The sequence below is a fragment of the Streptomyces hebeiensis genome (assembly GCF_052983195.1).
Genome location: NZ_CM129812.1, coordinates 2,296,685 through 2,321,003 on the forward strand (window position 1 = coordinate 2,296,685; position 24,319 = coordinate 2,321,003).

At 71.7% G+C, this 24,319-nt stretch carries 23 protein-coding genes and 2 tRNA genes; 8 read left to right on the forward strand and 17 right to left on the reverse strand.

What is annotated here, in order from left to right:
• Positions 1-124: 124 nt before the first annotated feature.
• Complete coding sequence (locus ACU6P3_RS09785) at positions 125-1,174, forward strand: rod shape-determining protein (protein ID WP_447196779.1); 1,050 nt, start codon at positions 125-127, stop codon at positions 1,172-1,174.
• On the forward strand, positions 1,171-2,931 hold the full coding sequence (locus tag ACU6P3_RS09790) for a GAF domain-containing protein (RefSeq protein ID WP_447196780.1): 1,761 nt from the start codon (positions 1,171-1,173) through the stop codon (positions 2,929-2,931). The genes ACU6P3_RS09785 and ACU6P3_RS09790 overlap by 4 nt, the downstream gene beginning before the upstream one ends.
• Before the next feature lie 146 nt (positions 2,932-3,077).
• On the opposite strand, the gene ACU6P3_RS09795 is transcribed toward ACU6P3_RS09790, so the two are convergent.
• Complete coding sequence (locus tag ACU6P3_RS09795; RefSeq protein ID WP_447196781.1) at positions 3,078-3,905, reverse strand: SAM-dependent methyltransferase; 828 nt, start codon at positions 3,903-3,905, stop codon at positions 3,078-3,080.
• A 127-nt stretch (positions 3,906-4,032) separates the two neighbouring features.
• Positions 4,033-6,183, reverse strand: a complete 2,151-nt coding sequence (locus ACU6P3_RS09800; RefSeq protein WP_447196782.1) for an HAD-IC family P-type ATPase — start codon at positions 6,181-6,183, stop codon at positions 4,033-4,035.
• A 353-nt stretch (positions 6,184-6,536) separates the two neighbouring features.
• Between ACU6P3_RS09800 and ACU6P3_RS09805 the strand changes: the two genes are divergently transcribed.
• A complete protein-coding gene (locus ACU6P3_RS09805; protein WP_447196783.1) occupies positions 6,537-7,070 on the forward strand; it encodes a DUF4142 domain-containing protein in 534 nt (177 codons plus the stop codon).
• A 64-nt stretch (positions 7,071-7,134) separates the two neighbouring features.
• On the opposite strand, the gene tnpB is transcribed toward ACU6P3_RS09805, so the two are convergent.
• The 4 genes from tnpB to ACU6P3_RS09825 form a co-directional block, all read right to left on the reverse strand.
• Complete coding sequence (gene tnpB, locus ACU6P3_RS09810; protein WP_447196784.1) at positions 7,135-8,589, reverse strand: IS607 family element RNA-guided endonuclease TnpB; 1,455 nt, start codon at positions 8,587-8,589, stop codon at positions 7,135-7,137.
• Positions 8,586-9,161, reverse strand: coding sequence for an IS607 family transposase (locus ACU6P3_RS09815; protein ID WP_447195660.1), 576 nt, complete (start codon positions 9,159-9,161; stop codon positions 8,586-8,588). The genes tnpB and ACU6P3_RS09815 overlap by 4 nt, the downstream gene beginning before the upstream one ends.
• A 191-nt stretch (positions 9,162-9,352) precedes the next feature.
• The gene (locus ACU6P3_RS09820; RefSeq protein ID WP_447196785.1) at positions 9,353-9,940 is read right to left on the reverse strand and encodes a GNAT family N-acetyltransferase; all 588 of its coding nucleotides are present in this window, start codon (positions 9,938-9,940) and stop codon (positions 9,353-9,355) included.
• Positions 9,941-9,971: 31 nt separating this feature from the next.
• Positions 9,972-10,754 (reverse strand): MerR family transcriptional regulator, encoded by a 783-nt coding sequence (locus tag ACU6P3_RS09825; RefSeq protein WP_447196786.1) that lies wholly within the window; start codon positions 10,752-10,754, stop codon positions 9,972-9,974.
• Between the two features lie 217 nt (positions 10,755-10,971).
• Here ACU6P3_RS09825 and ACU6P3_RS09830 point away from each other — a divergent pair, with 217 nt between their 5' ends.
• The gene (locus tag ACU6P3_RS09830; RefSeq protein WP_447197829.1) at positions 10,972-11,196 is read left to right on the forward strand and encodes a hypothetical protein; all 225 of its coding nucleotides are present in this window, start codon (positions 10,972-10,974) and stop codon (positions 11,194-11,196) included.
• A gap of 33 nt (positions 11,197-11,229) precedes the next feature.
• On the opposite strand, the gene ACU6P3_RS09835 is transcribed toward ACU6P3_RS09830, so the two are convergent.
• On the reverse strand, positions 11,230-12,012 hold the full coding sequence (locus tag ACU6P3_RS09835; RefSeq protein ID WP_447196787.1) for an IclR family transcriptional regulator: 783 nt from the start codon (positions 12,010-12,012) through the stop codon (positions 11,230-11,232).
• A 287-nt stretch (positions 12,013-12,299) separates the two neighbouring features.
• Between ACU6P3_RS09835 and ACU6P3_RS09840 the strand changes: the two genes are divergently transcribed.
• Together ACU6P3_RS09840 and ACU6P3_RS09845 are read left to right on the forward strand one after the other, a co-directional pair.
• A complete protein-coding gene (locus ACU6P3_RS09840) occupies positions 12,300-13,277 on the forward strand; it encodes a 2-hydroxyacid dehydrogenase (protein WP_447196788.1) in 978 nt (325 codons plus the stop codon).
• Positions 13,278-13,381: 104 nt separating this feature from the next.
• Positions 13,382-13,624, forward strand: coding sequence for a chaplin (locus ACU6P3_RS09845; protein ID WP_447196789.1), 243 nt, complete (start codon positions 13,382-13,384; stop codon positions 13,622-13,624).
• A 217-nt stretch (positions 13,625-13,841) separates the two neighbouring features.
• Here ACU6P3_RS09845 and ACU6P3_RS09850 read toward each other — a convergent pair whose 3' ends face one another.
• Entirely contained in the window at positions 13,842-14,588 is a 747-nt protein-coding gene (locus ACU6P3_RS09850; protein WP_447196790.1) for an SDR family NAD(P)-dependent oxidoreductase, read from the reverse strand.
• A gap of 344 nt (positions 14,589-14,932) precedes the next feature.
• On the opposite strand from ACU6P3_RS09850, the gene ACU6P3_RS09855 reads away from it, so the two are divergent.
• On the forward strand, positions 14,933-15,550 hold the full coding sequence (locus tag ACU6P3_RS09855; RefSeq protein WP_447196791.1) for an acyl-CoA-like ligand-binding transcription factor: 618 nt from the start codon (positions 14,933-14,935) through the stop codon (positions 15,548-15,550).
• Positions 15,551-15,573: 23 nt separating this feature from the next.
• On the opposite strand, the gene ACU6P3_RS09860 is transcribed toward ACU6P3_RS09855, so the two are convergent.
• The 7 genes from ACU6P3_RS09860 to ACU6P3_RS09890 form a co-directional block, all read right to left on the reverse strand.
• Entirely contained in the window at positions 15,574-16,839 is a 1,266-nt protein-coding gene (locus tag ACU6P3_RS09860) for a cytochrome P450 (RefSeq protein WP_447196792.1), read from the reverse strand.
• Positions 16,836-17,453, reverse strand: coding sequence for a GTP-binding protein (locus tag ACU6P3_RS09865; RefSeq protein ID WP_447196793.1), 618 nt, complete (start codon positions 17,451-17,453; stop codon positions 16,836-16,838). Before ACU6P3_RS09865 ends, ACU6P3_RS09860 begins: the two co-directional genes overlap by 4 nt.
• Positions 17,434-17,787, reverse strand: a complete 354-nt coding sequence (locus ACU6P3_RS09870) for a DUF742 domain-containing protein (protein ID WP_344276729.1) — start codon at positions 17,785-17,787, stop codon at positions 17,434-17,436. Before ACU6P3_RS09870 ends, ACU6P3_RS09865 begins: the two co-directional genes overlap by 20 nt.
• Positions 17,784-18,203: a roadblock/LC7 domain-containing protein gene (locus ACU6P3_RS09875; RefSeq protein ID WP_447196794.1), complete on the reverse strand. Its 420-nt coding sequence runs from the start codon at positions 18,201-18,203 to the stop codon at positions 17,784-17,786. Before ACU6P3_RS09875 ends, ACU6P3_RS09870 begins: the two co-directional genes overlap by 4 nt.
• Positions 18,204-18,317: 114 nt before the next feature.
• The gene (locus ACU6P3_RS09880; protein WP_447196795.1) at positions 18,318-20,132 is read right to left on the reverse strand and encodes an ATP-binding protein; all 1,815 of its coding nucleotides are present in this window, start codon (positions 20,130-20,132) and stop codon (positions 18,318-18,320) included.
• A gap of 502 nt (positions 20,133-20,634) precedes the next feature.
• Positions 20,635-21,720, reverse strand: coding sequence for an FAD-dependent monooxygenase (locus ACU6P3_RS09885; RefSeq protein WP_447196796.1), 1,086 nt, complete (start codon positions 21,718-21,720; stop codon positions 20,635-20,637).
• Positions 21,721-21,841: 121 nt separating this feature from the next.
• Complete coding sequence (locus tag ACU6P3_RS09890) at positions 21,842-22,417, reverse strand: TetR/AcrR family transcriptional regulator (RefSeq protein ID WP_447196797.1); 576 nt, start codon at positions 22,415-22,417, stop codon at positions 21,842-21,844.
• A gap of 74 nt (positions 22,418-22,491) precedes the next feature.
• Between ACU6P3_RS09890 and ACU6P3_RS09895 the strand changes: the two genes are divergently transcribed.
• Positions 22,492-23,562 (forward strand): zinc-binding dehydrogenase, encoded by a 1,071-nt coding sequence (locus ACU6P3_RS09895; RefSeq protein ID WP_447196798.1) that lies wholly within the window; start codon positions 22,492-22,494, stop codon positions 23,560-23,562.
• Positions 23,563-23,875: 313 nt separating this feature from the next.
• Here the strand turns inward: ACU6P3_RS09895 and ACU6P3_RS09900 are convergent.
• Positions 23,876-23,949: transfer RNA gene (locus tag ACU6P3_RS09900), tRNA-Ile, on the reverse strand.
• A gap of 292 nt (positions 23,950-24,241) precedes the next feature.
• Positions 24,242-24,314: transfer RNA gene (locus tag ACU6P3_RS09905), tRNA-Asn, on the reverse strand.
• Between the last annotated feature and the right edge of the window lie 5 nt (positions 24,315-24,319).

The following is a 24,319-nucleotide window of genomic DNA, read 5'->3' on the forward strand; positions in this document are numbered from 1 at the left end:
AGCCGTCAACTCGGTACGCCCGATCGGCGTAGTCCAGCGCGCGCCGCCCACCCTCTCGACGCACGATGCGAACAGGGCCGGCGCCCGCCGGTGAACACTCCAAGCGTTCTCGGGAGACCCTGCCGTGACCGTCAGTCTTGAGCAGTTGCGCCGTTGCCACATCGCCGTCGATCTGGGAGCCGCCAGGACCCGGGTCTTTGTCAAGGGAACCGGGCTCGCCGTGGACGAGCCGAGCGCCGCGGCCGTGAACACCCGTACCGGGGCGCTGATCGCCGTGGGTGCCCTCGCCGAGCGGATGACGGGCCGTACCCCCGACTACATCCGCGTCGTCCGTCCCGTATCCGGCGGGACCGTGGTGGACATCGAAATGGCCCAGCGGATGCTGCGGCACCTCCTCGGGGACAAGCTCCGCCGCCAACTGCGGCGCAAACCCCGGCTGCGCGCCGCCGTCTCCACCCCGCACGACAGCGACCCGCTCGCGCAGCGCGCCGCGATCGAGACGTTGCTGGGCCTCGGCGCGCGCCGGGTCGAGCTGGTCGACACGCTGATCGCGGCGGCCGTCGGCTGCGGTCTGCCGGTGGAACAGCCCACCGCTTCCATGATCATCGTGTGTGGCGCGGCGACCACCCAGGTGGCGGTGCTCTCGCTGGGTTCGATCGTCACCGCCCATCGGGTACCGGTCGGCGGCAACGCCATCGACCACGCCGTGATCCAGCACCTGCGCCATCACCACGAGCTGATGCTGCCCAGCCAGTCCGTGCGCCCCCTCCAACTGGCGCTCAGGGGCACCGGTCTCACCGCGGACGGACCGTCCAGGACCGAGATCCACGGCCGGGACGTGGCCACCGGTGTCGCCCGGACGGTGATCGTGGACACCGCCGCCGTCCGGGACGCCATCTACACGCCGCTGACCTCCGTCATCGACGGGATCGGGAAGGTGCTGCGGGACTGCCCGCCGGATCTGGTGGCCGACCTCGCCGACAGCGGGATCATGCTGGTCGGCGGCAGCGCCCTGCTGCCCGGCCTCGACCAGATGCTGCACGAGGCGACGGGCATGCCCGTGGTCATCGCCGAACGCCCTGACGTGTGCACGGTCCTCGGCATGGGGGCGATGCTGGACGGCAGGATCCGGCCGATGGTGCTGGACCCGCTGGCCGACGCCCAAGGGGCGTGAAAGGGCGCGGGGAGGACCGCCCGGAGCCCGCCGAGCCCAACGAGCCGGAGGCGACGGAATCCGGGTCCGGACCGGAACGGGGGTCCGGCCCGGAGCCCGGGTCCCGCCGGGAGCCCGAGGCCGGTCAAGAGGCCGGGGCGGGCCGAGAACGCCGGTCCGCACCGGAGACGGGGGCCGGTCAAGGACCCACATCCGGACCGGAGTCCGGGGCCGGCCGGGAACCCGGCGGGGCGGCGGGCCCCCGGCCGCCCACGCTCCCGGAGGCGGAGGCGGAGACGGGCGTCGGCACGGACCTGGACATCAGTACGACGCTCCAGCACATCGTGGACAGCGCCACGGAACTGACCGGCGCCCGGCACGGGGCGCTCGGTGTGCTCGGCCCCGAGCCCGGCGGCCGGCTCACCGAAGTGTTCACGTCCGGGGTGTCCGCGACCGGCTCCGGCGAGGCCGGTCCGTCGGCGGCCCGGATCCTCGAAGAGCTGACGCACGCGCCGCACGAGCCGCACGCCCCGGGCCGCCCGCCGGGCCGGCCGTCATCGCGTTCCTTCCTCGGCACGCCGATCCGCGTCGGCGAGGAGGTCTTCGGCAGCCTCTACGTGGCGGAGCGGCGGGCCGGGGTTTTCACGAGGCGCGACGAGGACCTGCTGCGGGTGCTCGCCTCCCAGGCGGGCGTCACGATCGGCAACGCCCGGCTGTACGGAACGGCCCGGCAGCGCGAACGCTGGATCGAGGGGGCCGCCGCCGTCACCACCGCACTGCTCAGCGGCGAGGACGGGACCGACGCGCTGACGACCGTGGCGGAATCGGCGCGGGTACTGGCCGACGCGGACGCGGGCGTGGTACTCCTGCCCACCGAGGAGGGCGGCATGGAGATCGTCGCCGCCGCCACGGCCGGCTACTCCGACGACGCCGACGACATCATCGGCGCGTCCATCGCCCCCGGCTCCCCCGTACTGGTCCAACTGCTCGGCGGGGAACCCGTGTTCATCGAGGACTCGGCGACCGATCCCCGTATGACGACCCATGTGCGGTCCCGGTTCGGGCCGAGCATGATGCTGCCGCTCCAGAGCGGCGGCAAGCTGATCGGCACCCTGGCCCTGCCGCGCCGCCCGGGCGCCCGCCCGTACAGCGCGCTGGACCGGCTGCTCGCCACCAAGTTCGCCTCGCAGGCGGCTCTCGCGCTCGTCCTGGCGGACTCCCAGGCCGACCGGGAGCGGCTCGCCGTGTACGAGGACCGCGACCGGATCGCCCGCGACCTGCACGATCTGGTCGTGCAGCGGCTGTTCGCCACCGAGATGATGCTGGAGTCCACCCGGCGGCGCGCGAGCGGCCCCGAACTGGCGGAGCTGCTGGGCCGGGCGGTGGACGAGCTGGACTCCACCATCCAGGAGGTGCGGACGACGATCTTCACCCTCCAGCAGCCACCGGCCGAGGCCCCCACGAGCGTACGGGGGCAGGTGCTGCGCGAGACGGACGGCGCCGCGGTCCTGCTCGGCTTCCGGCCCTCCGTCCGGTTCAGCGGGCCCGTGGACACACTGGTGGGCGAACCCGCCGCGGCAGGACTGCTGGCCGCCCTGCGCGGCGCGCTCGCCGCCGCGCACCGGCGGGCGGCTCTGACATCGGTCGAGGTGGAGGTCGACGCGGCGGCGGAACTGCCGGACGGCCGGGACGCGGTACGGCTGGTGGTCACGGACGACGGCCTGCGCGAGGAGGACGGCGGGCGGGGCACCACGACGACGTGGGAGGCGCCGCGCTGACCGCGCCCGCCCCCGGTCCTCCCGACGGCCCCGCCCCCGGCCTTCCCCGTACTGCCGTCGTCACCGGCACACGTGGGCGGAGCGGTCGGCGCGGTTCCGGTCCCCGGCCACGGTCCCCGGCCCGGCCCCGTGCCCGAGCCGGTCGGTCACGGCTTGCGGCCCACCCCGCCGTACGCGTCGACCTCCACGCCCTCGCCCGCGTCCGGCCCGTCGGCCTCCGGGCGCCACCGCGTGACCTGGACGATGCCGGGCTCCAGCAGTTCCAGCCCGTCGAAGAAGCCCGCGATCTCGGCGACGGGGCGCACGTAGTACGGGACGGCTCCGCTCTCGTTGTACGCGTCCGACGCCGCGATCATCCCCTCGCTGGTGGCGGTGGAGTCGCTGATCACGAGGCAACTGCCCGAGGGCAGACCGGCCATGAGGCGGGAGACCAGCGTACGGGCCCGCTCGTACTCGGCGACGTGGCCGAGCGTGTTGAGGATCATCAGCGCGACGGGCTTCGAGAGGTCCAGTGTGGTCTCGGCGGCCTTGAGGATCGACTCGGGCTCGTACATGTCGGCGTCGAGGTAGTCCGTCCTGCCCTCGGGCGTGCTCGTGAGGAGGGCCCGGGCGTGCGCCAGCACCAGCGGGTCGTTGTCGACGTAGACGATCCGCGCGTCGGGCGCCACGCGCTGGGCGACCTCATGGGTGTTGTCGGCGGTGGGCAGGCCGGTGCCGATGTCCAGGAACTGCCGGATGCCCTGCTCCCGTACCAGGTGCCGGACCGCGCGTCCGAGGAAGAACCGGCTCGTACGGGCCACGTCGACCAGGCCGGGGAATATCTCCTTGATGTGGTCCCCGACCTCGCGGTCCACGTCGTAGTTGTCCTTGCCGCCGACGAAGTAGTTCCAGAAGCGCGCGGAGTGCGGCTTGCCGGTGTCGATGCGTGCCCGGACGGCGGCGCTGGTCTCGAGGCTGGAGTCGGAATCGGACACGGGGGGATGCCTCCTTGTGCGGCGGACATGTGGCGCGGGCCAGGTCCCCAACCTAGGGGAACCTTCACCCCAGGCGCACGTTTCCTCCTCGACAACCTCCCTTACCGGACCACGATGTGGCCAGGAGTCATACCCGGGGCCCTTCGGTGGCGGCGCGCCGCCACGCGGCGTCCCGCAACAGGCGCAGGCCGTTGAGGCCGACGATGACGGTGGAGCCCTCGTGCCCGAGGACACCCAGCGGGAGCGGCAGCGTGCCCACCAGGTCCCAGAGGACCAGGCCGGTGATGAACACCCCGGCGATGACCAGGTTCTGCACGACGAGCGAACGGGCGCGCCGGGAGAGGGCGACGACGGCGGGCACGGTCGCCAGTTCGTCGCGGACGATCACCGCGTCCGCGGTCTCCAGGGCGAGGTCGGAACCGGCCCGGCCCATCGCGATGCCGGTGTGCGCGGCGGCCAGGGCCGGGGCGTCGTTGACGCCGTCGCCGATCACCAGGACCTTGCGGCCCGCCCGCTCCTGCTCCGCCACGGCCGTGACCTTGTCCTCGGGCAGCAGCCCGGCGCGGACGGCCGCGGGCTCGATCCCGGTCTCGGCGGCCAGGCGAGCGGCGGCGCGCGGGTTGTCACCGGTGATCAGCATCGGCGGGTTGCCGGTGAGCGCGGTCAGGGCGGCGACGGTGGCGGCGGCGTCCGGGCGCGGCCGGTCGGCGATGCCCAGCACACCGGCGGGAACGCCGTCCAGGGTGACGAGCACGGCGGTGCGGCCGCCGTTCTCCAGTCGCTCGACGGCGGTGGCGGCCTCGTCGGACCACGCGTCGGCCGCTCCGGCCGGCGGGCGGGCGTCGGCCGCGCCCTTCAGGAGGCGGACCGGGGCGCCGACCGCGACCGTCCGGCCGTCGACGGTCGCGGTCACACCGACGCCGGGGGCGGAGGTGAAGTCCCGCGCCTCGGACAGCGTGAGGCCACGGTCGCGGGCGGCGGCCACGATCGCGCGGGCGAGGGGGTGTTCACTGGGATGTTCGGCCGCCGCCGCCAGAGTGAGCAGCGCGTCCTCGGAGAGGAGCGAGGTCTCCGTGACGGGGGCATCCCCCGTCACGGGGGCACCCTTCGCAATGGACGCGGCCTCGGTGACGGAACCGTCCCCCAGGGCAGGGGCCGTCCTCGCGACGGACGCGGCCTCGGTGAGACGTACCCCTGCGAACGGGCGCAGATCGGTGACGCGCGGGGTGCCCTCCGTAAGGGTGCCGGTCTTGTCCAGGGCGACCGCGTCCACCTGGCCGAGACGTTCCATCACCACGGCGGACTTGACCAGCACGCCGTGCCGGCCGGCGTTGGCGATCGCGGACAGCAGCGGCGGCATGGTGGCCAGGACCACCGCGCACGGCGAGGCCACGATCATGAAGGTCATCGCGCGCAGCAGCGACCCGGTCAGGTCGGCGCCGAAGGCCAACGGGACGAGGAAGACGGCGAGGGTGGCGGCGACCATCCCGATCGAGTACCGCTGCTCGACCTTCTCGATGAACAGCTGCGTGGGCGCCTTGGTCTCGGAGGCCTCCTCGACCATCTTCACGATCCGCGCGATCACCGAGTCCGAGGCATCGCGCTCGACCTTCACCCGGAGGGCACCGGTGCCGTTCAGGGTGGAGGCGAACACCTCGTCGCCCGCCTCCTTGGCCACGGGCAGGGGTTCGCCGGTGATGGTGGCCTGGTCGACCTCGCTCGCCCCGTCCAGGACCCGGCCGTCGGCGCCCACGCGCTCGCCGGGGCGGACGAGGACGATGTCGCCGACGGCCAGTTCGCCGGTGGCGACCCTCTCCTCGCCGCCGTCGTCCGTCACCCGGGTGGCGGTGGTGGGGGCGAGGTCGAGCAGGCCGCGTACCGAGTCGGCGGTGCGGGCGGTCGCGATGGCCTCCAGGGCGCCGGAGGTGGCGAAGATGACGATCAGCAGGGCGCCGTCCAGCACCTGGCCGATGGCTGCCGCGCCGAGGGCGGCGACGACCATCAGCAGATCCACGTCCAGGGTCTTGCCCCTGAGCGCCTTCAGGCCCTCCCAGCCCGGCTCCCAGCCGCCCGTGACATACGTCAGCGCGTACAGCGGACCCCAGACCCACGCCTCCGCGCCGAGCAGGTGGAACGCCAGAGCGGCCAGGAACGAGACCAGCGCGGCCGCCGCCCACCGGGCCTCCGGCAGGGCGGAGACACGGGTACGGCGTCGGGGGGCGTCCGCCCCCTGGACGGCACCGGCTCGCGCGGCCGGGCGGGTGAGCGTGGAGGACATGACGGGGGCGACCCTTCACATGTTCAGAGGGCGGACGGTTGCTGCACGGCCACCATACAGGAATTCATGAACACGCATTCATGTCTTCATACGCCCGGCCAGTGTGCGGCTCCGCGCCGGGGCCGGCCCTCGGCGGACTGCTGCTGGAGCACTTCTGGAACGGCCGCTGGCCGGACACCGCGTCGCACGTACACACGACACTCGTGCGGCCATTCGCATGAGGCGCCGGGCAGGCCCGTGACCGCGGCGCGCGGCGCGGGAATGCATGCCGCGGACACGGACTCGCGTGCCCGTTCAGCGACCGGCCCGCGCCTGTCGCAGGCGTTCCCGGCCGGAGACGAGGAGCAACGCAGATGATCGCTGTGCGACGCATCGCCGCCGCGGCAACGCTGGCCGCGCTGACCGCCGTGGCGGCGCCCATGGCCGCACCGTCCGCGCTCGCGGCGACCCCGGGCGCCAACGACGCCTCCTTCCTCAAGGCGATCCACCAGAGCAATCTGGAAGAGATCGAGTCCGGGGACAACGCGGGCAGGGACGCCAAGGCGGCGTGCACGAAGAAGGTCGGCGCCATACTGGTGCGCGACCACACGAAGCTGGACATCGGCGTCAAGGAACTGGCGGACAAGCTCGGCGTCACCCTGCCGACCGCCCCCTCCGCGGCACAGCGGAAGGCGATAGCCGCCGTGCAGGCGAAGGCGGGTACGAGCGGCTACGACGCCGCTTGGCTCAAGAACGAGGACATGGGGCACGTGGAGACGCTCAAGCTGATCGACCAGGAGGTCAGCACGGGCAGGAACCCCCAGGTCAGAGCGGTGGCACAGGCGGCTCGTCCCGTGGTGGCGAGGCATCTGGAACTGATCCGCGCCTGTGAGCGGAAGGTCTCCTGACCGTTGCTGAGACCGTAGTCAGGTCTCAGTAATCCGGACGTTTCCGCCCGGAAGGTCCGTCTCGTCACCAGAGCGTGAGGGCTTCGGCTTGAGTACGGTCTCTCGCTTCCGTCCGCCGCTGGTGCGGCAGGGTTGCACCACCTGCCCGCCCCGCCTCCGCCTTGCGGCGGGGGCGGGTGGTGCGGGTCTTCTGGTCGGCTCCACGAGGCTTCGACACCGCTTGGGTGTCCTGGTCTCCAGCCACTCCGGTACCAGTTGTTGCGGCTGCCGCGAGCGCGGCGAGGTTGAGTGCGGCGTTGTCGTCCCGGTCGATGACCAGGCCGCAGGCGTCGCACTGGTAGGTCCTCACGTGCAGCGGCAGTTTGGCTTTCACCGCGCCGCACCCGGAACAGGTCTTCGAGGAGGGGTACCAGCGGTCCGCCGCGATGGTGCGGGTGGCGTGGCGCTGGCGGGTCTTGTAGGTGAGCTGGCGGCGGATCTCCCCGAAGCCGGCGTCGGCGATCCTTCGCGCGAGACGCCGGTTGCGGAGCATCCCGGCGACGTTGAGGTCTTCGACCACGACCGTGCCGTACTCGGCCGCCACGGCGGTGGTGAGCTTGTGCAGAGCGTCCGCGCGGAGGTTGGCCACCCGGTGATGCACCTTGTTGCGGGCGGCGTTGGCCTTCTCCCACCGCTTCGACGGCTTCTGCCCGGTCCGCCGGTCGGGGCCCTGGCGTCGGGAGACGACGCGGGAGGCGCGGCGCAGCTGCTTGCGTGCACGGTCGTAGTGCCCGGGATTCGCGATGGTGCGGATCTCGCCGGTGCTGTCGGCCATGACCGCGAGGGTCTTCACCCCCAGGTCGATGCCGACCGCCACGTCCGGCCGCGCCACGCGTTCGAGGTCTTGCCTGGCCTCGGCCTGGAACGAGACGAACCAGCGTCCGTGCTCGTGCCGCACGGTCGCGGACAGGATCCGGGCCGTCCCGGCCTGAACGCGGGCGAGGAGCTTCACCGTGGGCTCGTGGGTGCGGATCGTGCCCAGCCGGGGCAGGGTGACGTGACGGCCGTCAGCGTCCACGCGGATCACGCCGGTGGTGAACCGGCAGGCAAGGCGCGCCTTGCGCTTCGACTTGAACCGCGGCGCACCCATCCGCTTGCCGCGCCGCTTGCCGTTCTTGGACTTCGCGTAGTTGTCGAACGCGGCCGACGCGTTCGCCAGGCCTGTGGAGTACGCCTCCTTGGAGTTCTCCTCCCACCAGGCGGCGAACCCCGGATCGGTTTGCTTGGCCTCGTTGAATGCCTTCCGCAGCGCGGGCAGCGACCACGGCCGCCACTGCGTCAGCCCGGCCTCGCCGATGCCGTAGGACTCCTCCGCGCGGCGCTGCCACCAGGAGGCGGTCACCCAGCCGACGGCCCAGTTGTAGGCGGCACGCGCCGCGCCGCAGTGCGAGCGCAGAGCATGCTGCTGGGTGGCGTTCGGGTCCAGTGCGAAGCGATACGCCCGCACCACGAACCCGGGCCGCGGCTGGAACTTCTTCACTCGGCGGCCTCGCCGGTCGCCACGGCTACCGCGCGGGCGGCCCGGTTCTCCGCCGCCCGCCGCCCGTACAGGCGGGCGCACATGGAGGTGAGCACCTCGGTGATGTCGCGTACCAGGTCATCGGCCGTCTCGGTGGGGTCGAGGACGACCAGGCGCCGCCCGGATGCCGACAGCGCGGCTTCCAGGTGCTCGACGCCGAACCGGGCCAACCGGTCGCGGTGCTCGACCACGATCACCGCCGACTGCGGGTCGGACAGCAGCCGGTGCAGCTTGCGGCGCCGCCCGTTCAACCCGGATCCCACCTCGGTGACGACCTCAGCGACGGCCAGGCCCAGCCCGTTCGCGCCAGACACGACCCGGGCGGCCTGCCGCTCAAGATCGGCTTTCTGGTCAACGGACGACACACGGCAGTACGCCACCACACGCCCGGACGACTGGACGGCGACCTCGTCGACCAACCACGTCCCGGACGGCGCCTGGCGAACGGAGACGGGCATCTTCCCGTCCTTCACCCACCGCCAGGCGGTCTGGTAGCTCACGCCCTGCTGACGGGCCCACTCCGAAAGCTTCACGAGACCAAGATACGTAAGACACACGACTAGGAATGACTATGAATGACTAGAAAATCTGTAGCAGCTTTCACCCCCCGCGCGGTCCGGGGACCGGGCAAGGCGGCGCCAGGACCCGGTGGGCGGCCCGCGCGGTCGTCCACCGGGCCTCGTCCCGCCACCACCGGGCGGGGCGGGGCCGGCCGGTCAGCCCGCTACTCGGCCGGTGACGGCACCGGTGCCGTCACCGGCCCCTCGGCGGCGGCTTCCACGGAGACCGCGGCGGCCGGGTCCGTGGAAGCCGCTGAAGCCGCTACCGCGGCCCGCTCCAGCGGCTTCGCGTAACAGCGGCTGAGCTCGTCGAACCGGTAGAGGCCGAACTTCACGCACGGCGTGTACCCGCTGGAGACATAGAGCGATATCGCCTCCGGCTGCTTGGTACCGGTCTCCAGGACCATCCGGGTGCGGCCCGCGGCCCGGGCGTCGTCCTCGAGAGCGGCCAGGACCAGCCGGGACAGGCCGCGGCCCCGCGCCTCCGGCACGACGTACATGCGCTTGATCTCCGCGTCGCCGTCCGCGTACCCGTGCTCGTTCTCGTCCTGGGTGCGCCAGCCGCCGGTGGCCACGGGCGCGCCCGTGGCGTCGTAGACGACGAGGTACAGACCGTACGGCGGCTCGAACATGCCGGGGTCGAGGACGGTGAGATCGCCCTCGTCACCGTAGCGCTCGGCGTACTCGAGCTGAACACGGTCGTTGAGCCGCACGGCGTCGGGGTGGTCGAAGGAGACCTGGCGAAAATCCATGCGCAATATCGTACATCTATGCATCAATGCCTCATGCGGCATGCCCGAGGTACCGCAGGTACGCGTGCAGGGCCGCGGAGGCTCCCAGCCGATTGAGGCTACGACGCCGCAGGTCCCGCGCCCGGTGGCTCAGCTCGCCGAGCACACGATCGGGGCTGCCCGCCGAACGGTACTCCCGCATGACGGCATCGATGGCCGCGAGCGGGTTGCCGCCCCGGCGCAGGAGCGCGACGACCTGCGCGGCACGCAGTTCGGCGGGAGCGTAGCGGCGGTATCCCGTGCCCGGCTCGCGGTCCGGCCGCAGCAGACCACGGGCTTCCCAGAGCCGGAGCACGGGCGGCCGCACGCCCACGGTGCGGGCGGCCTCACCGATGCGCATGCCACGGCGCGCCACGACCGGCACCGCCGCCCGCCGCTGCCCCTTGCCCGTCCCCTCACCCGCGCCTTCACCTTCACCCTCGCCCTCGCCGGCCAGCGCGGTGCTCAGCATGTCGCGCACGGCCGCCAATTCGGCACGTTCGCGGTCCAGTCGGGCATGGCTCGCGTCGAGGGCGGCCAACGCGGTCTCCAGATCCCCTTCGTGGACGGCGCGCATGACGGCGCGGGCCGTCGTCCAGCCGTGACCGGCGGCCACCTCCCGGGCCGTGGCGAGCGCCTCGGCGTGCGCGACGGTGAAGACGCGGTAGCCGTTGGCGGCGCGTTCGACCGGTGGAAGGATCCCCGTGGCCACGTAGGTACGGACCTGCTGCACCGAGATGCCCGCCGTCCGCGCGAGGTCCACGGCTCGCAGCCGACCCTCCTCACGCCCGCTCATCCCGTCTCCCCTCTCCCCCGCCCGCACCGGCCTCCGGGTACCGGACGCGCCCACCGTAGCGCCTCACCTCCGGTTGAGACTTATCGGCCATATCGCGGCGCCTACCAGCGGCGGCGTCCGCGAAAGCCTCTCAAAGCACTTGAATGAAACAATTGATACCGAACCCCGGCCGGACGGCCGAGGGGTGAACGACATCCGTGACCGGGAGGCCGCAACCATGAAGTTCCTGCTCGAAGTCCAGGTCGACCAGGGCCGGTTGGCGCAGGACCCGGAGGGCGAGCTCGGCCGCATCCTCCGGTACTGGGGCGGGAACCTCCGCCACTACTCCCTGAAGCCGGGGGACGGCTCGGCCGTCTACGACTCCGACTACCAGGAGGTCGGCCGGTGGCACATCGCCGGACCGGCCGAGACCGATCCACCCACCCCGCGCCCGGCGGCCTGAGCACGGCACCGGCCCATCCGCACCGGGGCGGGCTCACCACCGGCGTTCGAGTTCGTCCCTGGCCCGGGACATGGCGCGCAGGATGTGCTCGCGGTGCTCCCGCGTGAGCCGGACCGTGGGCACCGAGCAGCTGATGGCGTCCTCGGCGGGAGTGGCACAGCGCACGGCGAACCCGAAGCAGACGAGGCCCTCGATGTGTTCCTCGTCGTCGATGGCGTAGCCGCGCTCCCTGACCGCGTCCAGTTCCTTCCTGAGAGCGGCGTGGTCGGACACCGACCGCGGGGTGAAGACGGGAAGTTCCGCGGGGAGTTCCCGCTCCAGGTACTCCGGGGGCTGTTCCGCCAGCAGTGCCTTCCCGAGGGCGGCGGCATGCGCGGGCAGGCGTCGCCCCACCCGGCTGAAGGGCCGCAGGTAGTGACGGGATTCACGGGTGGCCAGGTAGACGATGTCCGGGCCGTCGAGCCGCGCGAAATGAATGGTCTCACCCAACTCCTCGGCGAGGGAGTCGAGTACGGGAGCGGCGAGGCCCAGCCGGGTGTCGCTGTCGAGGTATTTGGTGCCCGTGAGGAGGGCGCGGATGCCGATGCTGTAGAGGGAGCCGGAGGGGTCGGTGCGGACCCAGCCACTGGCGACCAGCGTCTGCAGCAGGGCGTAGAGACTGCTCCGGGGAACGTCGATCTGTTCGGCGAGCTCCCTCAGCCGGACGTGCTCGGAGCTGCTGTTGGCGAGCACCTCCAGCAACTGGACGGTCCGCGCGGCCGACTTCACCTCGCGCACGCCGCCCGTCACGCCGGCGGACTCGCCCTTTCCGCGCATGTGCTCTCTCCGCTGCTCGGTAGACGCGCCTGGGCCCGTCGCCCTCCCGGGCATGGACCCGTGACCACCGATTCTACGGCTCCACGGGCACGGGGCGTATGGCGACCGCGGCCACCGCGAGGCGCCCCCGCTGATTGACAGCCCCCACGGCGCCATCTACAAATGAAGACATCGACTACACATGAGGATGGCGTCCATGGTCATGACCGCTGAACGCACCGCCGACACCTCCGCCGCGTCCGTCATCTCCGCCGCGTCCGCCACTCCCACCGCCCGGTGACCGCGCGATGCGCATCATGCTCAACCACCGCATCCTGGGCAGGTTCGCCGAGCGCCTGCGGACGCTGACCGGGGAACAGCACGAGTGGCTCGACGCCTGGGACTGGCCGGCCGACCGTGTCACCGCCGCCATGGGCGAGACCGACGTGTACGTGGGCTCACGGCTCACCGAGGAGGACGCGCGGCGCGGCGCGCGGCTGCGCCTGGTCCATGTCGTCGGGGCGGGCTACGACGGCATCCCCCTGGCGGCGCTGGGACCGGACGTGAGCGTCGCCAACACCCACCACCACGGCGGCTCGATCGCCGAACACGTCCTGATGTGCGTCATGATGCTGTCCCGGAACGTCCTGACGGCCGACGCCGAACTGCGCGCCGGACGGTGGCGCAGTGTGGCCGTCGACTCCGCGCTCCCCTTCGGTGGCACCCTGCGCGGACGACGCGTGGGCGTCATCGGCTTCGGCGAGACGGGGACCGAGATCGGACGGCTGTGCCAGGCCGTCGGCCTGGGCGTACGGGCGGTGCGCCGGGATCCGGGGGCGCCGCTGCCGGCGGATCTGCGCCCCGACTGGGTGGGCGGCACCGACCGGCTCCCGGAGCTGCTGGCCGAGTCCGACGTCGTCGTGGTCACCGTTCCGCTCAGCGCCGCCACCCGCGGACTGATCGGCCGGGCCGAGCTGGCCGCGATGGGCCGGGGGGCGCTCCTCGTCAACGTCGCGCGGGGCCCCGTCGTCCAGGAGGAGGCGCTGTACGAGGCGCTGACGGCGGGCACCATCGCCGGTGCCGCCCTCGACGTGTGGTGGGCCGCGCCGCCCGACGCGCCGAGCCGTCTGCCGTTCCACACCCTGCGCAACGTGGTGATGACACCGCACAACTCCGGACACACCGAGGAGACCTTCGCGGCCCGGGCCGAGGACATCGCCGCCAACATCAACAGCCTGGCGGCGGGCCGGCCCCTGGCCAACGTCGTACGCGCCGGTCACGGGTAGGCCCGGCGACGACACACCCTCGGACGGATTAATAGGACTATTCACCCCTATGGGGCTGATGTGATGGCGCTGCCCTTTCCGATGAACGCTTCTGGGAGTGATCCATGCGTATGCGCACCGCCCTTGTCCCCGCGGCCGTGGCCCTCGCAGCCGCCGCCACCCTCGCCACCGCCGGCACCGCGGTCGCCGACGCCGAGGCCGAAGCGGTCGTCTTCGGCTCGCCCGGCGTCCTGTCCGGCAACAACGTCCAGATCCCCATCCACGTCCAGGCCAACGTCTGCGGCAACAGCATCAACCTCATCGGACTGCTCAACCCCACGGGCGGGAACATCTGCATCAACCGCTGAGCCGGCCGTTCCTTGAGTCACCCGCTTCTCCGCCGGCCCCGTGACGACCGGTTCCGCACTCCGCGGAACCCGGCCGCACGGGGCCGCGGTACTGGTCCGTTCGAGTCGCGGGGGCTCAAGACGTCCGCCGGCGCGACCAGTACGACACGTACACCCTCGAAGACGACTCGGCCGGCTCGACCGACCCGTCGCGGCGGTGCCGATCAGCGCGAAGGGATCACTGCGCGGTCAGTCCGCCGTCGACGACGTGTTCCGTCCCGCTGATGTACGACGAGTCGTCCGAGGCGAGGAAGAGGACGAGGCTCGACACCTCGTCCGCGTCGGACATACGGCGCAGCGGAACCGTTTCGGCGATACCGCCCCCGTTCTCATCGGTCGCCGCCGCCATCATGGGGGTCTTGATGTAGCCGGGGTGCACCGAGTTGACGCGGATGTTGTCGGGGCCGTACTGCACCGCGACATGCTTGGTCATGCCCCGGGAAGCGAACTTGCTGCCGACGTACGCGAGGTTCGGCGCCCCGACGATCGAGACGATGCCCGCGATGGAGGAGACGTTCACGATCGAGCCACCGCCGGCCCGGCGCATCGAGGGGATGACCGTCTTCATGCCGTAGAACTGAGAATGCTGGTTGACGGCGCAGACCTTGAGGTACTCCTCCTCTCCGAGGTCGACGGTCGGGGTGACCGGGCCGAGGATGCCCGCGTTGTTGACCAGGACGGTCACGGGGCCGAATGCCTCCTCGGTCCGCCGGTGCACGCGGCCCCAGTCCTCCAGTGACGTGACGTCGTGCCGGAGGAAGAGCGCCCGCGGGCCGAGTTCCCCGGCGACGCGCTGTCCCGCTTCCTCGTTGACGTCGGTGAGCGCGACGGAGGCGCCCTCGTCGACGAACCTGCGGGCGTGCGCTTCGCCCATGCCCTGGGCGGCCCCCGTGATGATGGCGACCTTGCCGTCGAGCTTCCCCATGGTCTGTGCCTCTCCGTGCCGACGATCAATGACGACTGCCCGTGCGAACAGGGCCGACGAGCCCTTGCCCCGACGCCGGGGCAGCCGCTCAGACAATAATGGGCCGCAGTACCGAAAATCCAGGGAGCGGTGCCGCCCGATCGTTCGGCGGCCCGCGGGGGCGTGGCTAGTGCCGCGACCGGCAGGGTTTGCCCGTCAAGGAGCGGCGTCCGGTGCGTGTGATCGCAAGGCGGCCAGAAGTCCATGTAGCGGAGCTACCTGGGCTTGTGGCCAACGCGGCGAGCGCGCGTGCCGGGCGTCGCGACGGGGCAAACGTTGCCGGGAGGGGCACTAGAATCCGTGAAATGTCATCCCAACCCGTCCGGCGCAGCCGTGGCCGCCCACGAGCCGCATCACGCGGCGAGGTGGAGAAGGTGGCGATCGACCTGATGCGGCGGCACGGCTACGACGGTGTCAGCGTGGACGCGATCGTCGAGGCGGCGGGCATCGGCCGCACCACCTTCTTCCGTTACTTCGGTACGAAGCCGGGCGTCATCTGGTACGCCTTCGACGACACCATCGCCCGGCTCGAGGCGGAACTCCGCGACGCGCCCGGGGACCTCGGAGCGATGGAGGCGGTCAGACGGGCCGTCGTCTCCTCGACACGCTCGGCCGTGTACGACAGCGATGTCTGGCTGGAGCGCTTCGATCTCCTCGACAGCAGCCCGTCCCTGCGCGTCGGCGCCTCTGAACACTGGGAGCTGTGGAAGCGGGCCATCGCCGGACATCTGGCGCGGCACACCGGCGGATCGGCCACCGACGCGACTCCCATGGCGGCGGCCGGCGCCTGCCAGGGAGTCTTCGTCGCCGAGCTACGGGGCCGGCTCAGCGGCGACGGGCGCGACGCCTTCGTCGAGCGGCTCGACCGGAGCCTGGCCCCCGTCACCGGCGTCTTGGACCAGTTGTTCCGTACCGACGGTTGAGAACGTGTGACGGGTACGCGGGCCTACCGCGGCGCGGGGGTGAACCGCACCGGCAGAGCGAGCAGTCCTCGTGACCAGATGGACGTGCGCCAGGTCAGTTCGTGGGGTTCCACGGACAGCTCCAGGTCCGGCAGTCGCTCCAGCAGGGTCTCGATCGCGGTACGGGCGATGACGTCGGCCAGCAGCGGGGCAGGATAGGGGCAGCGGTGCTCGCCGTTGCCGAAGGACAGGTGCGCCGAGTTCTCCGTGCCGACATGGCCCTCGGGCCAGATGAGCGGGTCCGTGTTCGCGGCGGCGAGGCCGAGGATCAGGCAGTCGCCCTCCCTGATGCGCTTGCCCCCGAGCTGGGTGTCCCGTACCGCCCAGCGGCCGGTGAAGTTCTGCAGGGGTGTGTCCAGCCACAGCACCTCGTTGAGCGCCTGTCCGACACTGAGCCGGCCGCCCGACACGTCCAGCGCGAACCGGTCGTCCGTCAGCAGCAGGCGCAGGCCGTTGGAGATCCAGTTGGACGTCTGCTGCTGCACGGCCGAGAGGATGGCGATCAGGTCGGCGCGGACCTCCTCGTCCGTGAGGCCGGCCGGATGCCCGAGCATCCTTGAGGTGACGTCGGGGCCGGGGCGCTCACGCTTGTCCTCGATCAGCCGCCCCACGCGCTCCACCAGACGCTGGTAGGCGGCGACCTGGTCCTCGTCGGGGGCCGTGTCCAGGGTGATCCGGAGGTCCCGTACGAGCGCGTCGGCGTCCGTGCTGTCGGCCGCCACGCCGCAGAGGTGGATGGCCGCCCGCAGGGGCAGCGCGTGCGCGTAGCCGGCGATGAGTTCCGTACGCCCGCTGCCGGCGAACATGCCGATGAGGCCCTCGGCGATCTCACCGCAGGTATGGGCGAGTTCGAACTGGTCGACGGCCTCCAGCGCGTCCGTGATCACGCCGGCCCGCCGCTGGTGCTCCGCTCCCTCGGTGAACATGACGGACGGCTGATAGCCGACGAACGGCATGAGCGGCCAGTCGTCCGGGATGTCGGACCACTGGTTCCAGCGCCGTGAGTCCCGGGCGAAGAGGTCGTCGTGGCTGGTGACGTAGCCGACCTCGGCGTAGCCGAGCACCAGCCAGGCGGGGATGTCCCCGTCGAGCAGGACCGGGGCGACCGCGCCGTGCTCGCGGCGCATCGCCCGGTACAGCTGTGCGGGCGTCTGCTGGTACTCCAGACCGCTCAGCCGCACCGCTCCCGCGTGGGCGGGGCAACCCGGGGGCGCTGTCCGGCCGGGCGCGGGGTCCGCGGGGTCGGTCATGGTGTCATCTCCCGGGCCATGGCCATGTCGTGGAGGTGGTCCACGAGGCTGATCAGCACCTTCTTGCCGGAGGCGCGGGTCCGTGCGTCGCAGTCGACCAGCGGGACGTGCTCCGGCAGTGCGAGCGCCTGGCGGATCTCCGTCAGCGAGAAGTCCATCGGGTCGTCGTCGAACCGGTTGACGGCGACGACGAAGGGGGTCTTGTGGTGTTCGAGCCGGTCGATGGCGTACCAGGAGTCGCTCATGCGGCGGGTGTCGACGAGGACGACGGCGCCGAGGGTGCCGAGGAAGAGGCGGTCCCAGAGGAACCAGAAGCGTTCCTGTCCGGGGGCGCCGAACAGGTAGAGGACCATCGTCTCGTTGAGGCTGATCCGGCCGAAGTCGAAGGCGACGGTGGTGGTGGTCTTGTGGGGCAGTCCGGCGGTCTCGTCGACTCCGACACCGGCCTGGGTCATGACCTCTTCGGTGTTGAGCGGGCGGATCTCGCTCACGGACCGGACGAGGGTGGTCTTGCCGACCCCGAAGCCGCCCACGACGACGATCTTGAGGCCGGTTTCGGCGGCGTCCGCCAGCGGAGTGCGGGTGGCGGGCAGTTCAGAGGTTGCGGAGTCCATTGAGCACCTCCTTCAAGAGGGCGGAGTCGGGAAGGTCGGCGGAGCGTGTGGGGCGGGGGTGCCTGGCGGTGATCCGGCCCGTCGCGAGGAGGTCGCCGAGCAGGATCCGGACCACCGTGATCGGCAGTTTCAGCTCGGCGGCCACCTCGACCACCGCGGTGGGGTGGCGGCACAGTTCGAGGATGCGGACGTGTTCGGACTGCATCCCCTGCGCCGGCTCGCACTCGCTCACGATGAGGGTGACCAGGTCGAAGGTGTCGTCGTCGGCCCGGCTGCGACCGCCCGTGACGGTGTACAGCCGGTCCGGAGAACCAGTGTTGACCCGAAGGCTCATGAGGGTCGGTTGCCCTGGGCGGGTGTGCGGGGTTCGGCGCGCAGGTGCTCGCCGATCTGTTCGACCAGTCCGGTCATCTGGTGGCCCACGACGCCGGGGTCGGCGCCGTCCTCGGCGATGACGGCCAGGTGTGCGCCGGAGCCGGCCTCGACGATGAAGAGGAGGCCGCCGTGGAACTCGGTCATGGAGTGGCGTACGCCGCCGGATCCGTTGCCGAATTCGACGGAGGCGCCCTGGGCGAGTGCCTGGATCCCGGAGCAGATCGCGGCGAGCTGGTCGGCCTGGTCGAGGGTGAGGTTCGGGGTCCAGCAGAGTTTCAGGCCGTCGCGCGAGAGCACGAGGGCGTGGCGGGTGCCGGGTGTGCGCTCCAACAGGCTTTCGAGGAGCCAGGTCAGGCTGTTGTCAGTGGTCTGCATGGTGTACATGGGGCTGGTGATGCCGGGAAGGGCGGTCGTCGGCCCCGTGCCTCCAATCTCACGTTCCGGGTGATGGCGCCGGGCGCCTGGCAGGTGTGGAAGAGAGCGGAGCGGCTACTCGGCCGCGGTGGCCCCGGGCGGGCCGTCGGGGGTACGCCGCGCCCGGTGGAAGGCGCCGAACTGGGCGCCGGCGTCGCGGCGCGGCCGGCCGGCCTCGTCCCCCGCTTCCGGCCGGGGACGGCCGCGGTCGGCGGCGGCCATGGTCCGGCCGGGCGGACGGACGGGCAGCCCGTTCGGCGTCGAGGTACGAGGGCCGTCGGCCGCCGCGGCGTCCTGGCCGGCGGGCGGGGCCGGCGGTGCCGACGACATGGGCGGGGCCGGCGCAACCGGGGGTTCCTGGCGGAAGGAAGGTTCCCGCGGCGGAGTGGCCGTCCGCGGGGAGAACGGTTCCTGCGGGGAAACGGCCCGCGTCACCCGGGGGGCCTGGGCTTGCGGCGGGACCGCGGGGGACGGCGCGGTGGTCTCCGGACCGACGGGGCGTCGCGGGGCCCGGGTGTGGTGCACGGGGGCGGAGTCCTGCTGCTGCGCGAGCAGTTGCGGCGGGAAGAGGACGACGACGCCGGTGCCGCCGCGCGACGACGGCCGGTAGTTGACACTGATGTGGTACTTGGCGGCCAGCCGCCCCACCACCGCCAACCCCAACCGCGTGCCCTGAAGGGCGGCGAGGTCGGTGACACGGCCCGAGACGGCCTCCTCCGCACGGCGCATCGCCGCGGCCGCCATCTTCAGACCACTGTCCTCGATCGTCACCACGATCCCGGCCGCACGCTCCTCCACATACACATGAACCTCATCGATCGGCGGCGAGAAATTAGCCGCGTTGTCCATCAACTCGGCCAGCAGATGCATCACCGGCTCCGCCGCGAACCCCGCGATCGCCGCCCTGCTCGAACAGTGCAGACGCACCCGCTGATACGCGGCGATCCGCCCCACCGCACCCCGCAGAATCGACTCCATACCGATCGGCTTGTTCCACGAACGACTCGCCCGGCCACCCATCAACAGAGCCAGCCGGTCCGTCAACAACCCCAACTGCGACGTATTGTGATCCAGCCTGAGCAGATCACCGAACACCTCCGCACCATGCCGGTCCTGCATCTCCCGCAGATCCGCCAGCATGCTCACAGCCTTCGCCTGCACCCGGCTCAACGCCTTCGCACTCGCCGCCTGCGCCGCCGCCGCCCGCCGCTCACTGACCGCCAGCTCCCTGACCACCACCTCCACCAAAGAAGCCAGCCGAGGCTCCCCGGGCACGGCCAAACCACCCAGCACACTCTCCGCCGACCCACCCGAACGCAACCCACCGATCGCATCCGGCAGCACCTTCGACACGATCAGATCCAGATCACCCGCCCCCCGCTCCAACCGCCCCAGAGCACCATCACGCTCCACCACGGCACGAGCCGCACGCCCCTCCGCATCCGCCAACTCCACGACGAACGTGTCCAGCACGCGGCGGAGTTGGGGATCGGACGGTGCCATCACCGGCGGTATCACCGGCTCGGTCCCCACCGTGCCGCCACGCTCGCGGATCCTCCGCAGGGCCGTCGGCAGCGCGACGTTCACCAAGTGCGCCGACTCGGCGCCGCTCAGCGCCAGTTGCGACCGCGCGGCCCGGGTCTCCTCCTCCGCCGCGACCGCCCCGGCCCTGACACGCCGCAGTACCAACGCGCAGGAGACGACGGCGACCGCGACGCACACCCAGGCGACGACGACCGTGGTGACCACCCAGGTACGAGCCTGGTCGGAAGCCGTCGCGGCGGCCACCCCACCGGCCACGGCGGTCACCACCAGGGCCAGGGGCACGGCCAGGGAGGCCGACCGCGAGACGCCTTTCCGGCGCGGACTGGTGGTGACAGGCGCTGACATTCCGCGGTCCCTCGTTGTGTGGAGTGCGTGCGGGGGAACAGGCTGGTGAACCTGGGGTCGGCGAACTCGGAGAAGTGTCGGGCGTCGGCGGATGCGGGCGATCTCCCGCCTACGGGGAGACGCGTACGCGGACCGCGGCAACCGCGTCCGACCCAGGGCATACACGAGCCACCCGCGGCGGGAATTTGTCTTGAAGTGACCTGCGGATCATAGCAATACGCATACAAGCCAGCGGCATTGCGTAGCCGCCCCTCCATGCTTTCTCCACCTCGGGGCCCGCACGACACCGGCAACACCGCCCCTGTCACCACAAACGCCCCAATGAAGGGCATCGTCGGGAGATCAGTCACCGCGCCGATCGCACGGTCGCGCCGAGTGGCCGACGCCGCCGACCGAGGGGGCACTACTGATTCCGGACAGTCGCCCGGGTCGGCTTCGGTACGGATGCTTCGCTCAACGGTGATACGACGGCGCCCCCTTGTCCGGGAGACGGCGCGGAACCTCAGCCCGCGCCGAACCAGCGGGCGAGTGCCGTCTTCAGCCCGCCGGGGTCCGCGCCCGCCCAGGCGACGTAGCCGTCGGGCCGGATGAGCGGTGCGGGTGCCGGGGCCGCGTCGGCGACTCCGGCCACGTGGCGCACCCGGTCGAGCCACGGCTCCACGGTGGCGGCCAGGCCGTTCCCGCCGGTGAGGTCGACAAGCACGGGGCGGGCGTCGCGCAGGAGTTCGGCGAGACGCCGCGTGCGTCCGTCGCCGGTGGTCAGGTCGAGGGGCGGCACGAACCAACCGGTGGGCGCGGCGGGGTGTGCCTCGCCCATGTCGTGGCGGACATCGGCACCCGCCATCGCGGCGGCGATCATGTGAACGTTCTCGGTGCTTCGCAGGAGTTCCGCGAAGAGCCGGCGCAGGGCGGTGATCCCGGTTCCGGGCGCCAACAGAGCGGAGGCGGCCCGGGTCTGCGTGAGCACGCGCTCGCCGGCCGCGTGGCGCTCGGTCTCATAGCTCTCCAGGAGGCCTTCCGCCGCCCACCCCCGCACCGCCGCGGCGAGTTTCCAGGCCAGGTTGGCCACGTCCTGCAACGCCGCGTTCAGCGTCGGTCCGTGGCTCACGTGCGCCGCGTCGCCGGCGAGGAAGACCCGGCCGTGGCGATAGCGGTCGGCTTGCCGGTAGTTGCGGCGGCACAGGCGGCGGAGCAGTGTGGGCGCGCCCTCGGGCGGCGGATTCAGGGGCAGGCGCACTCCGATGACCCGTTCGACGCTGTCCTCCATCTCGGTCAGTGTCATCGGCGCGCCCGGACCCGGGAAATCGCCCGCCGGACGCTCTTCCCATTCGGCCGTGTTGACGAGCGGTCGCCGCGGGTCGTGCGCGAGCAGGCTGAAGACGCCCTTCTCCGTGCGGTGGAACATCGCCGGGATCTCGCCGAGGCCGTCGATCACGACACGTCTCCCCGGCAGGAAACGGATGCGCTCGCTCGGCCCGATCAGGGCCGAGCGGTCGACGACGTCGTCGGTGCCGCCGGGGAAGCCGATTCCCGCCCGCTTGCGGATCAGGCTGTTGCCGCCGTCGCAGCCGATCGAGGTACCCGACACCGGCAGCCTCCGCGACGACGCGATCGGCTTCCTGCACAACGCCCGCGCCGGCCGCGCGCACTCGGCCCGGCCCCTCGACGGCCCGATGGACCTGGAACGGGCGCGAACGCTCGACCCCGGCTCATCGGCCGGGCGGTGCACTGGCTCGAACGAGCGATCGCGCCAGGTCCGTGCTCTCCGAAAGGGTGTCGACCGGGAGCGGCCGCGTGGCGAGAGCACCCTCGTGCAGCACGAGGAGCTGGGCGGCGAGGGTGGCCGGCCCCGAGCAGCCCGCCGCGGTGGCGAGTTCCTCGAACAGGTTCCGCAGCCAGAGCTTCTGGTTCGCGGCGATGCGGTACACGGGGTGTGAGGGGTCCGGGAGTTCGGCCAGCGCGTTGATGAACGCGCATCCGCGGGTGTTGGTCCCGCTCCAGGTCCGCAGCGCGTCGAAAGGTGCGGTGACGGCCTCGGCAGGACCGTCACTGGCGTCGACGGCGGCGCGGACGAGTGACCTCCAGCGCCGGTCGCGTTCCGCGAGGTAGGCCGCCACGAGGTGGTCCTTCGAGCCGAACTGGTTGTACAGGGTCCGCTTGGTCACGCCCGAGTGCTCGGCGATCAGATCGACGCCGACCGTTGTGATTCCGCGGTTGTAGAACAGCTCCTCGGCCGCCGCGAGGACGCGGCGGCCGGCCGGTGTCATGGGGTGCGCTTCCCGCATGGGGTGTCTCTTCACTGATCGGTGTACCGTGGCGAAAGTTCACAGACCAGTATACCTAGGAGGAGGTTCGAGCGATGGGCGTGCCCGAGACCATGCGCGCGGTACGGATCACAGAGCACGGAGGGCCGGAGGTTCTTGAGCTGACGGAGGTGACAGTGCCCACCCCGCGGGCAGGGGAGGTGCTGGTCCAGGTCGGCGCGGTAGCGCTGAACAACACCGACCTGTGGACCCGGGAGGGTGCCTACGGCCGCCCGGGAGACCCGGAGGCGCTGTCGGGCTGGCGAGGCCCGATCGCCTTCCCGCGCGTCCAGGGCGCCGACGTGGCCGGCCGGGTCGTGGCGGTCGGCGCCGACGCGGACGAGAGCCTCGTCGGCCGCCGAGTGGTCGTCGACCCGGCGGTCTACGACACCGGAGGACCGGACGCCAACCCGGTGGGCCTGATGGGGAGCGAACGCGACGGTGGCTACGCCGAGTACGTCACCGCGCCGGCGGAGCGCGTGCACGACGTCACGGAATCCCCGCTCACGGACGATCAGCTGGCGACGTTGCCGACCGCCTACGGCACGGCTCTGGGCATGATCGAGCGGGGCCGGCTGCGGGCGGGGGAGACCGTCCTGGTCTCGGGAGCGTCCGGCGGTGTCGGCGTCGCGCTGGTGCAGATCGCCCGTGCGCGCGGTGCGCGAGTGCTCGCCATCAGCAGCGGACCCAAGATCGATGCGGTGCGCGAGGCCGGCGCGCACGAAGTCATCGACCGCGCACGGGATCTCACCGAGCAGATCCGCGCTGCCGCCCCGGAAGGCATCGACGTCGCACTCGACGTCGTCGCCGGGGACTTGGTGACCGAGGGACTGCCGCTGTTGCGCGAAGGCGGCCGGTGGGTCGTCGCCGGCGCACTCGGCGGGTACGACGTGGCCTTCGACGTGCGCCGTCTCTATCTGCACAACGCGCAGGTGATCGGCTCCGCGATGCACACGCCCACGCACTTCGACCTCCTCATGGACCTGGCTCGTCGGGCCGAGATCCAGCCTGTTGTCGCCGCGACGTTCCCACTGGACCGGGCAGCTCAGGCGCAGGAAGAGCTCGCCCGCAGGGCTCACGTGGGGAAGCTCGTCATGCGCCCCGGGTCACGGGCAGCGACTGACTGAGCGTGACTTCCCGGCCATGAGCGGCCCGACGAGTCCGAGGTCCACGGGGACGAGCCGGCCTCGGCGGAGTCACGCGCTCCGGAGGCACGTGAGGATGATCACTCCGCCCCGCCCGGCGACGACGGTCATGACGAGGGGCCGGACGGGGGAAACCCGCCTTCCGCGTGACCCGGTCGGCCCTGCCGACCGCGTGTCCACTGTCTGACCACTGGATCTTGGTCTAACGTCTCAGTCGGGACCGCCGCCATGATCACGGCGGACCCAACCTTTGCGTTTCACCAGGTCAGAACGTTTTTTCGGGCGTTCGTCCCGGTGGGGCGGGTGGGACTCGAACCCACGGCCGACGGATTATGAGTCCGCTGCTCTAACCGGCTGAGCTACCGCCCCTAACGGCGCGTCGCGCACATTTGTGCGCGCCGTCTGCCGCAGCATAGCCGCTCATACGATCTCCTGCTTCGGATGGTCGGCATCGCCTGACCTTGAGGACTTCGCCGTGCCCCGCGCGGTTCCCACCGGGCCAGGGAAGAGCCGAAAGAGGGACGGCGCTCCCCCTCGTCGGGGTTGTCGGCGCGCGGCGGCGGGGGTGTCGCGGACACATTCGGGTTCCCTGTGCGGAAGGCTCCGGGCACAGGGTGCGGGCAGACGAAAAAGGGCCCTCCAGGGCCCTCTTCCCGTACCGCTCCCCCGGCTGGACTCGAACCAGCAACCCTCCGGTTAACAGCCGAATGCTCTGCCAATTGAGCTACAGGGGATCGCG

Coding starts and splice junctions, on each gene's coding strand:
- ACU6P3_RS09800 (WP_447196782.1), bottom strand. CDS start 6,183: ATGTCCTCCACGCTCACCCGCCCGGCCGCGCGAGCCGGTGCCGTCCAG.
- ACU6P3_RS09805 (WP_447196783.1), top strand. CDS start 6,537: ATGATCGCTGTGCGACGCATCGCCGCCGCGGCAACGCTGGCCGCGCTG.
- ACU6P3_RS09820 (WP_447196785.1), bottom strand. CDS start 9,940: ATGGATTTTCGCCAGGTCTCCTTCGACCACCCCGACGCCGTGCGGCTC.
- ACU6P3_RS09825 (WP_447196786.1), bottom strand. CDS start 10,754: ATGAGCGGGCGTGAGGAGGGTCGGCTGCGAGCCGTGGACCTCGCGCGG.
- ACU6P3_RS09830 (WP_447197829.1), top strand. CDS start 10,972: ATGAAGTTCCTGCTCGAAGTCCAGGTCGACCAGGGCCGGTTGGCGCAG.
- ACU6P3_RS09835 (WP_447196787.1), bottom strand. CDS start 12,012: ATGCGCGGAAAGGGCGAGTCCGCCGGCGTGACGGGCGGCGTGCGCGAG.
- ACU6P3_RS09840 (WP_447196788.1), top strand. CDS start 12,300: ATGCGCATCATGCTCAACCACCGCATCCTGGGCAGGTTCGCCGAGCGC.
- ACU6P3_RS09845 (WP_447196789.1), top strand. CDS start 13,382: ATGCGTATGCGCACCGCCCTTGTCCCCGCGGCCGTGGCCCTCGCAGCC.
- ACU6P3_RS09850 (WP_447196790.1), bottom strand. CDS start 14,588: ATGGGGAAGCTCGACGGCAAGGTCGCCATCATCACGGGGGCCGCCCAG.
- ACU6P3_RS09855 (WP_447196791.1), top strand. CDS start 14,933: ATGTCATCCCAACCCGTCCGGCGCAGCCGTGGCCGCCCACGAGCCGCA.
- ACU6P3_RS09860 (WP_447196792.1), bottom strand. CDS start 16,839: ATGACCGACCCCGCGGACCCCGCGCCCGGCCGGACAGCGCCCCCGGGT.
- ACU6P3_RS09865 (WP_447196793.1), bottom strand. CDS start 17,453: ATGGACTCCGCAACCTCTGAACTGCCCGCCACCCGCACTCCGCTGGCG.
- ACU6P3_RS09870 (WP_344276729.1), bottom strand. CDS start 17,787: ATGAGCCTTCGGGTCAACACTGGTTCTCCGGACCGGCTGTACACCGTC.
- ACU6P3_RS09875 (WP_447196794.1), bottom strand. CDS start 18,203: ATGCAGACCACTGACAACAGCCTGACCTGGCTCCTCGAAAGCCTGTTG.
- ACU6P3_RS09880 (WP_447196795.1), bottom strand. CDS start 20,132: ATGTCAGCGCCTGTCACCACCAGTCCGCGCCGGAAAGGCGTCTCGCGG.
- ACU6P3_RS09890 (WP_447196797.1), bottom strand. CDS start 22,417: ATGCGGGAAGCGCACCCCATGACACCGGCCGGCCGCCGCGTCCTCGCG.
- ACU6P3_RS09895 (WP_447196798.1), top strand. CDS start 22,492: ATGGGCGTGCCCGAGACCATGCGCGCGGTACGGATCACAGAGCACGGA.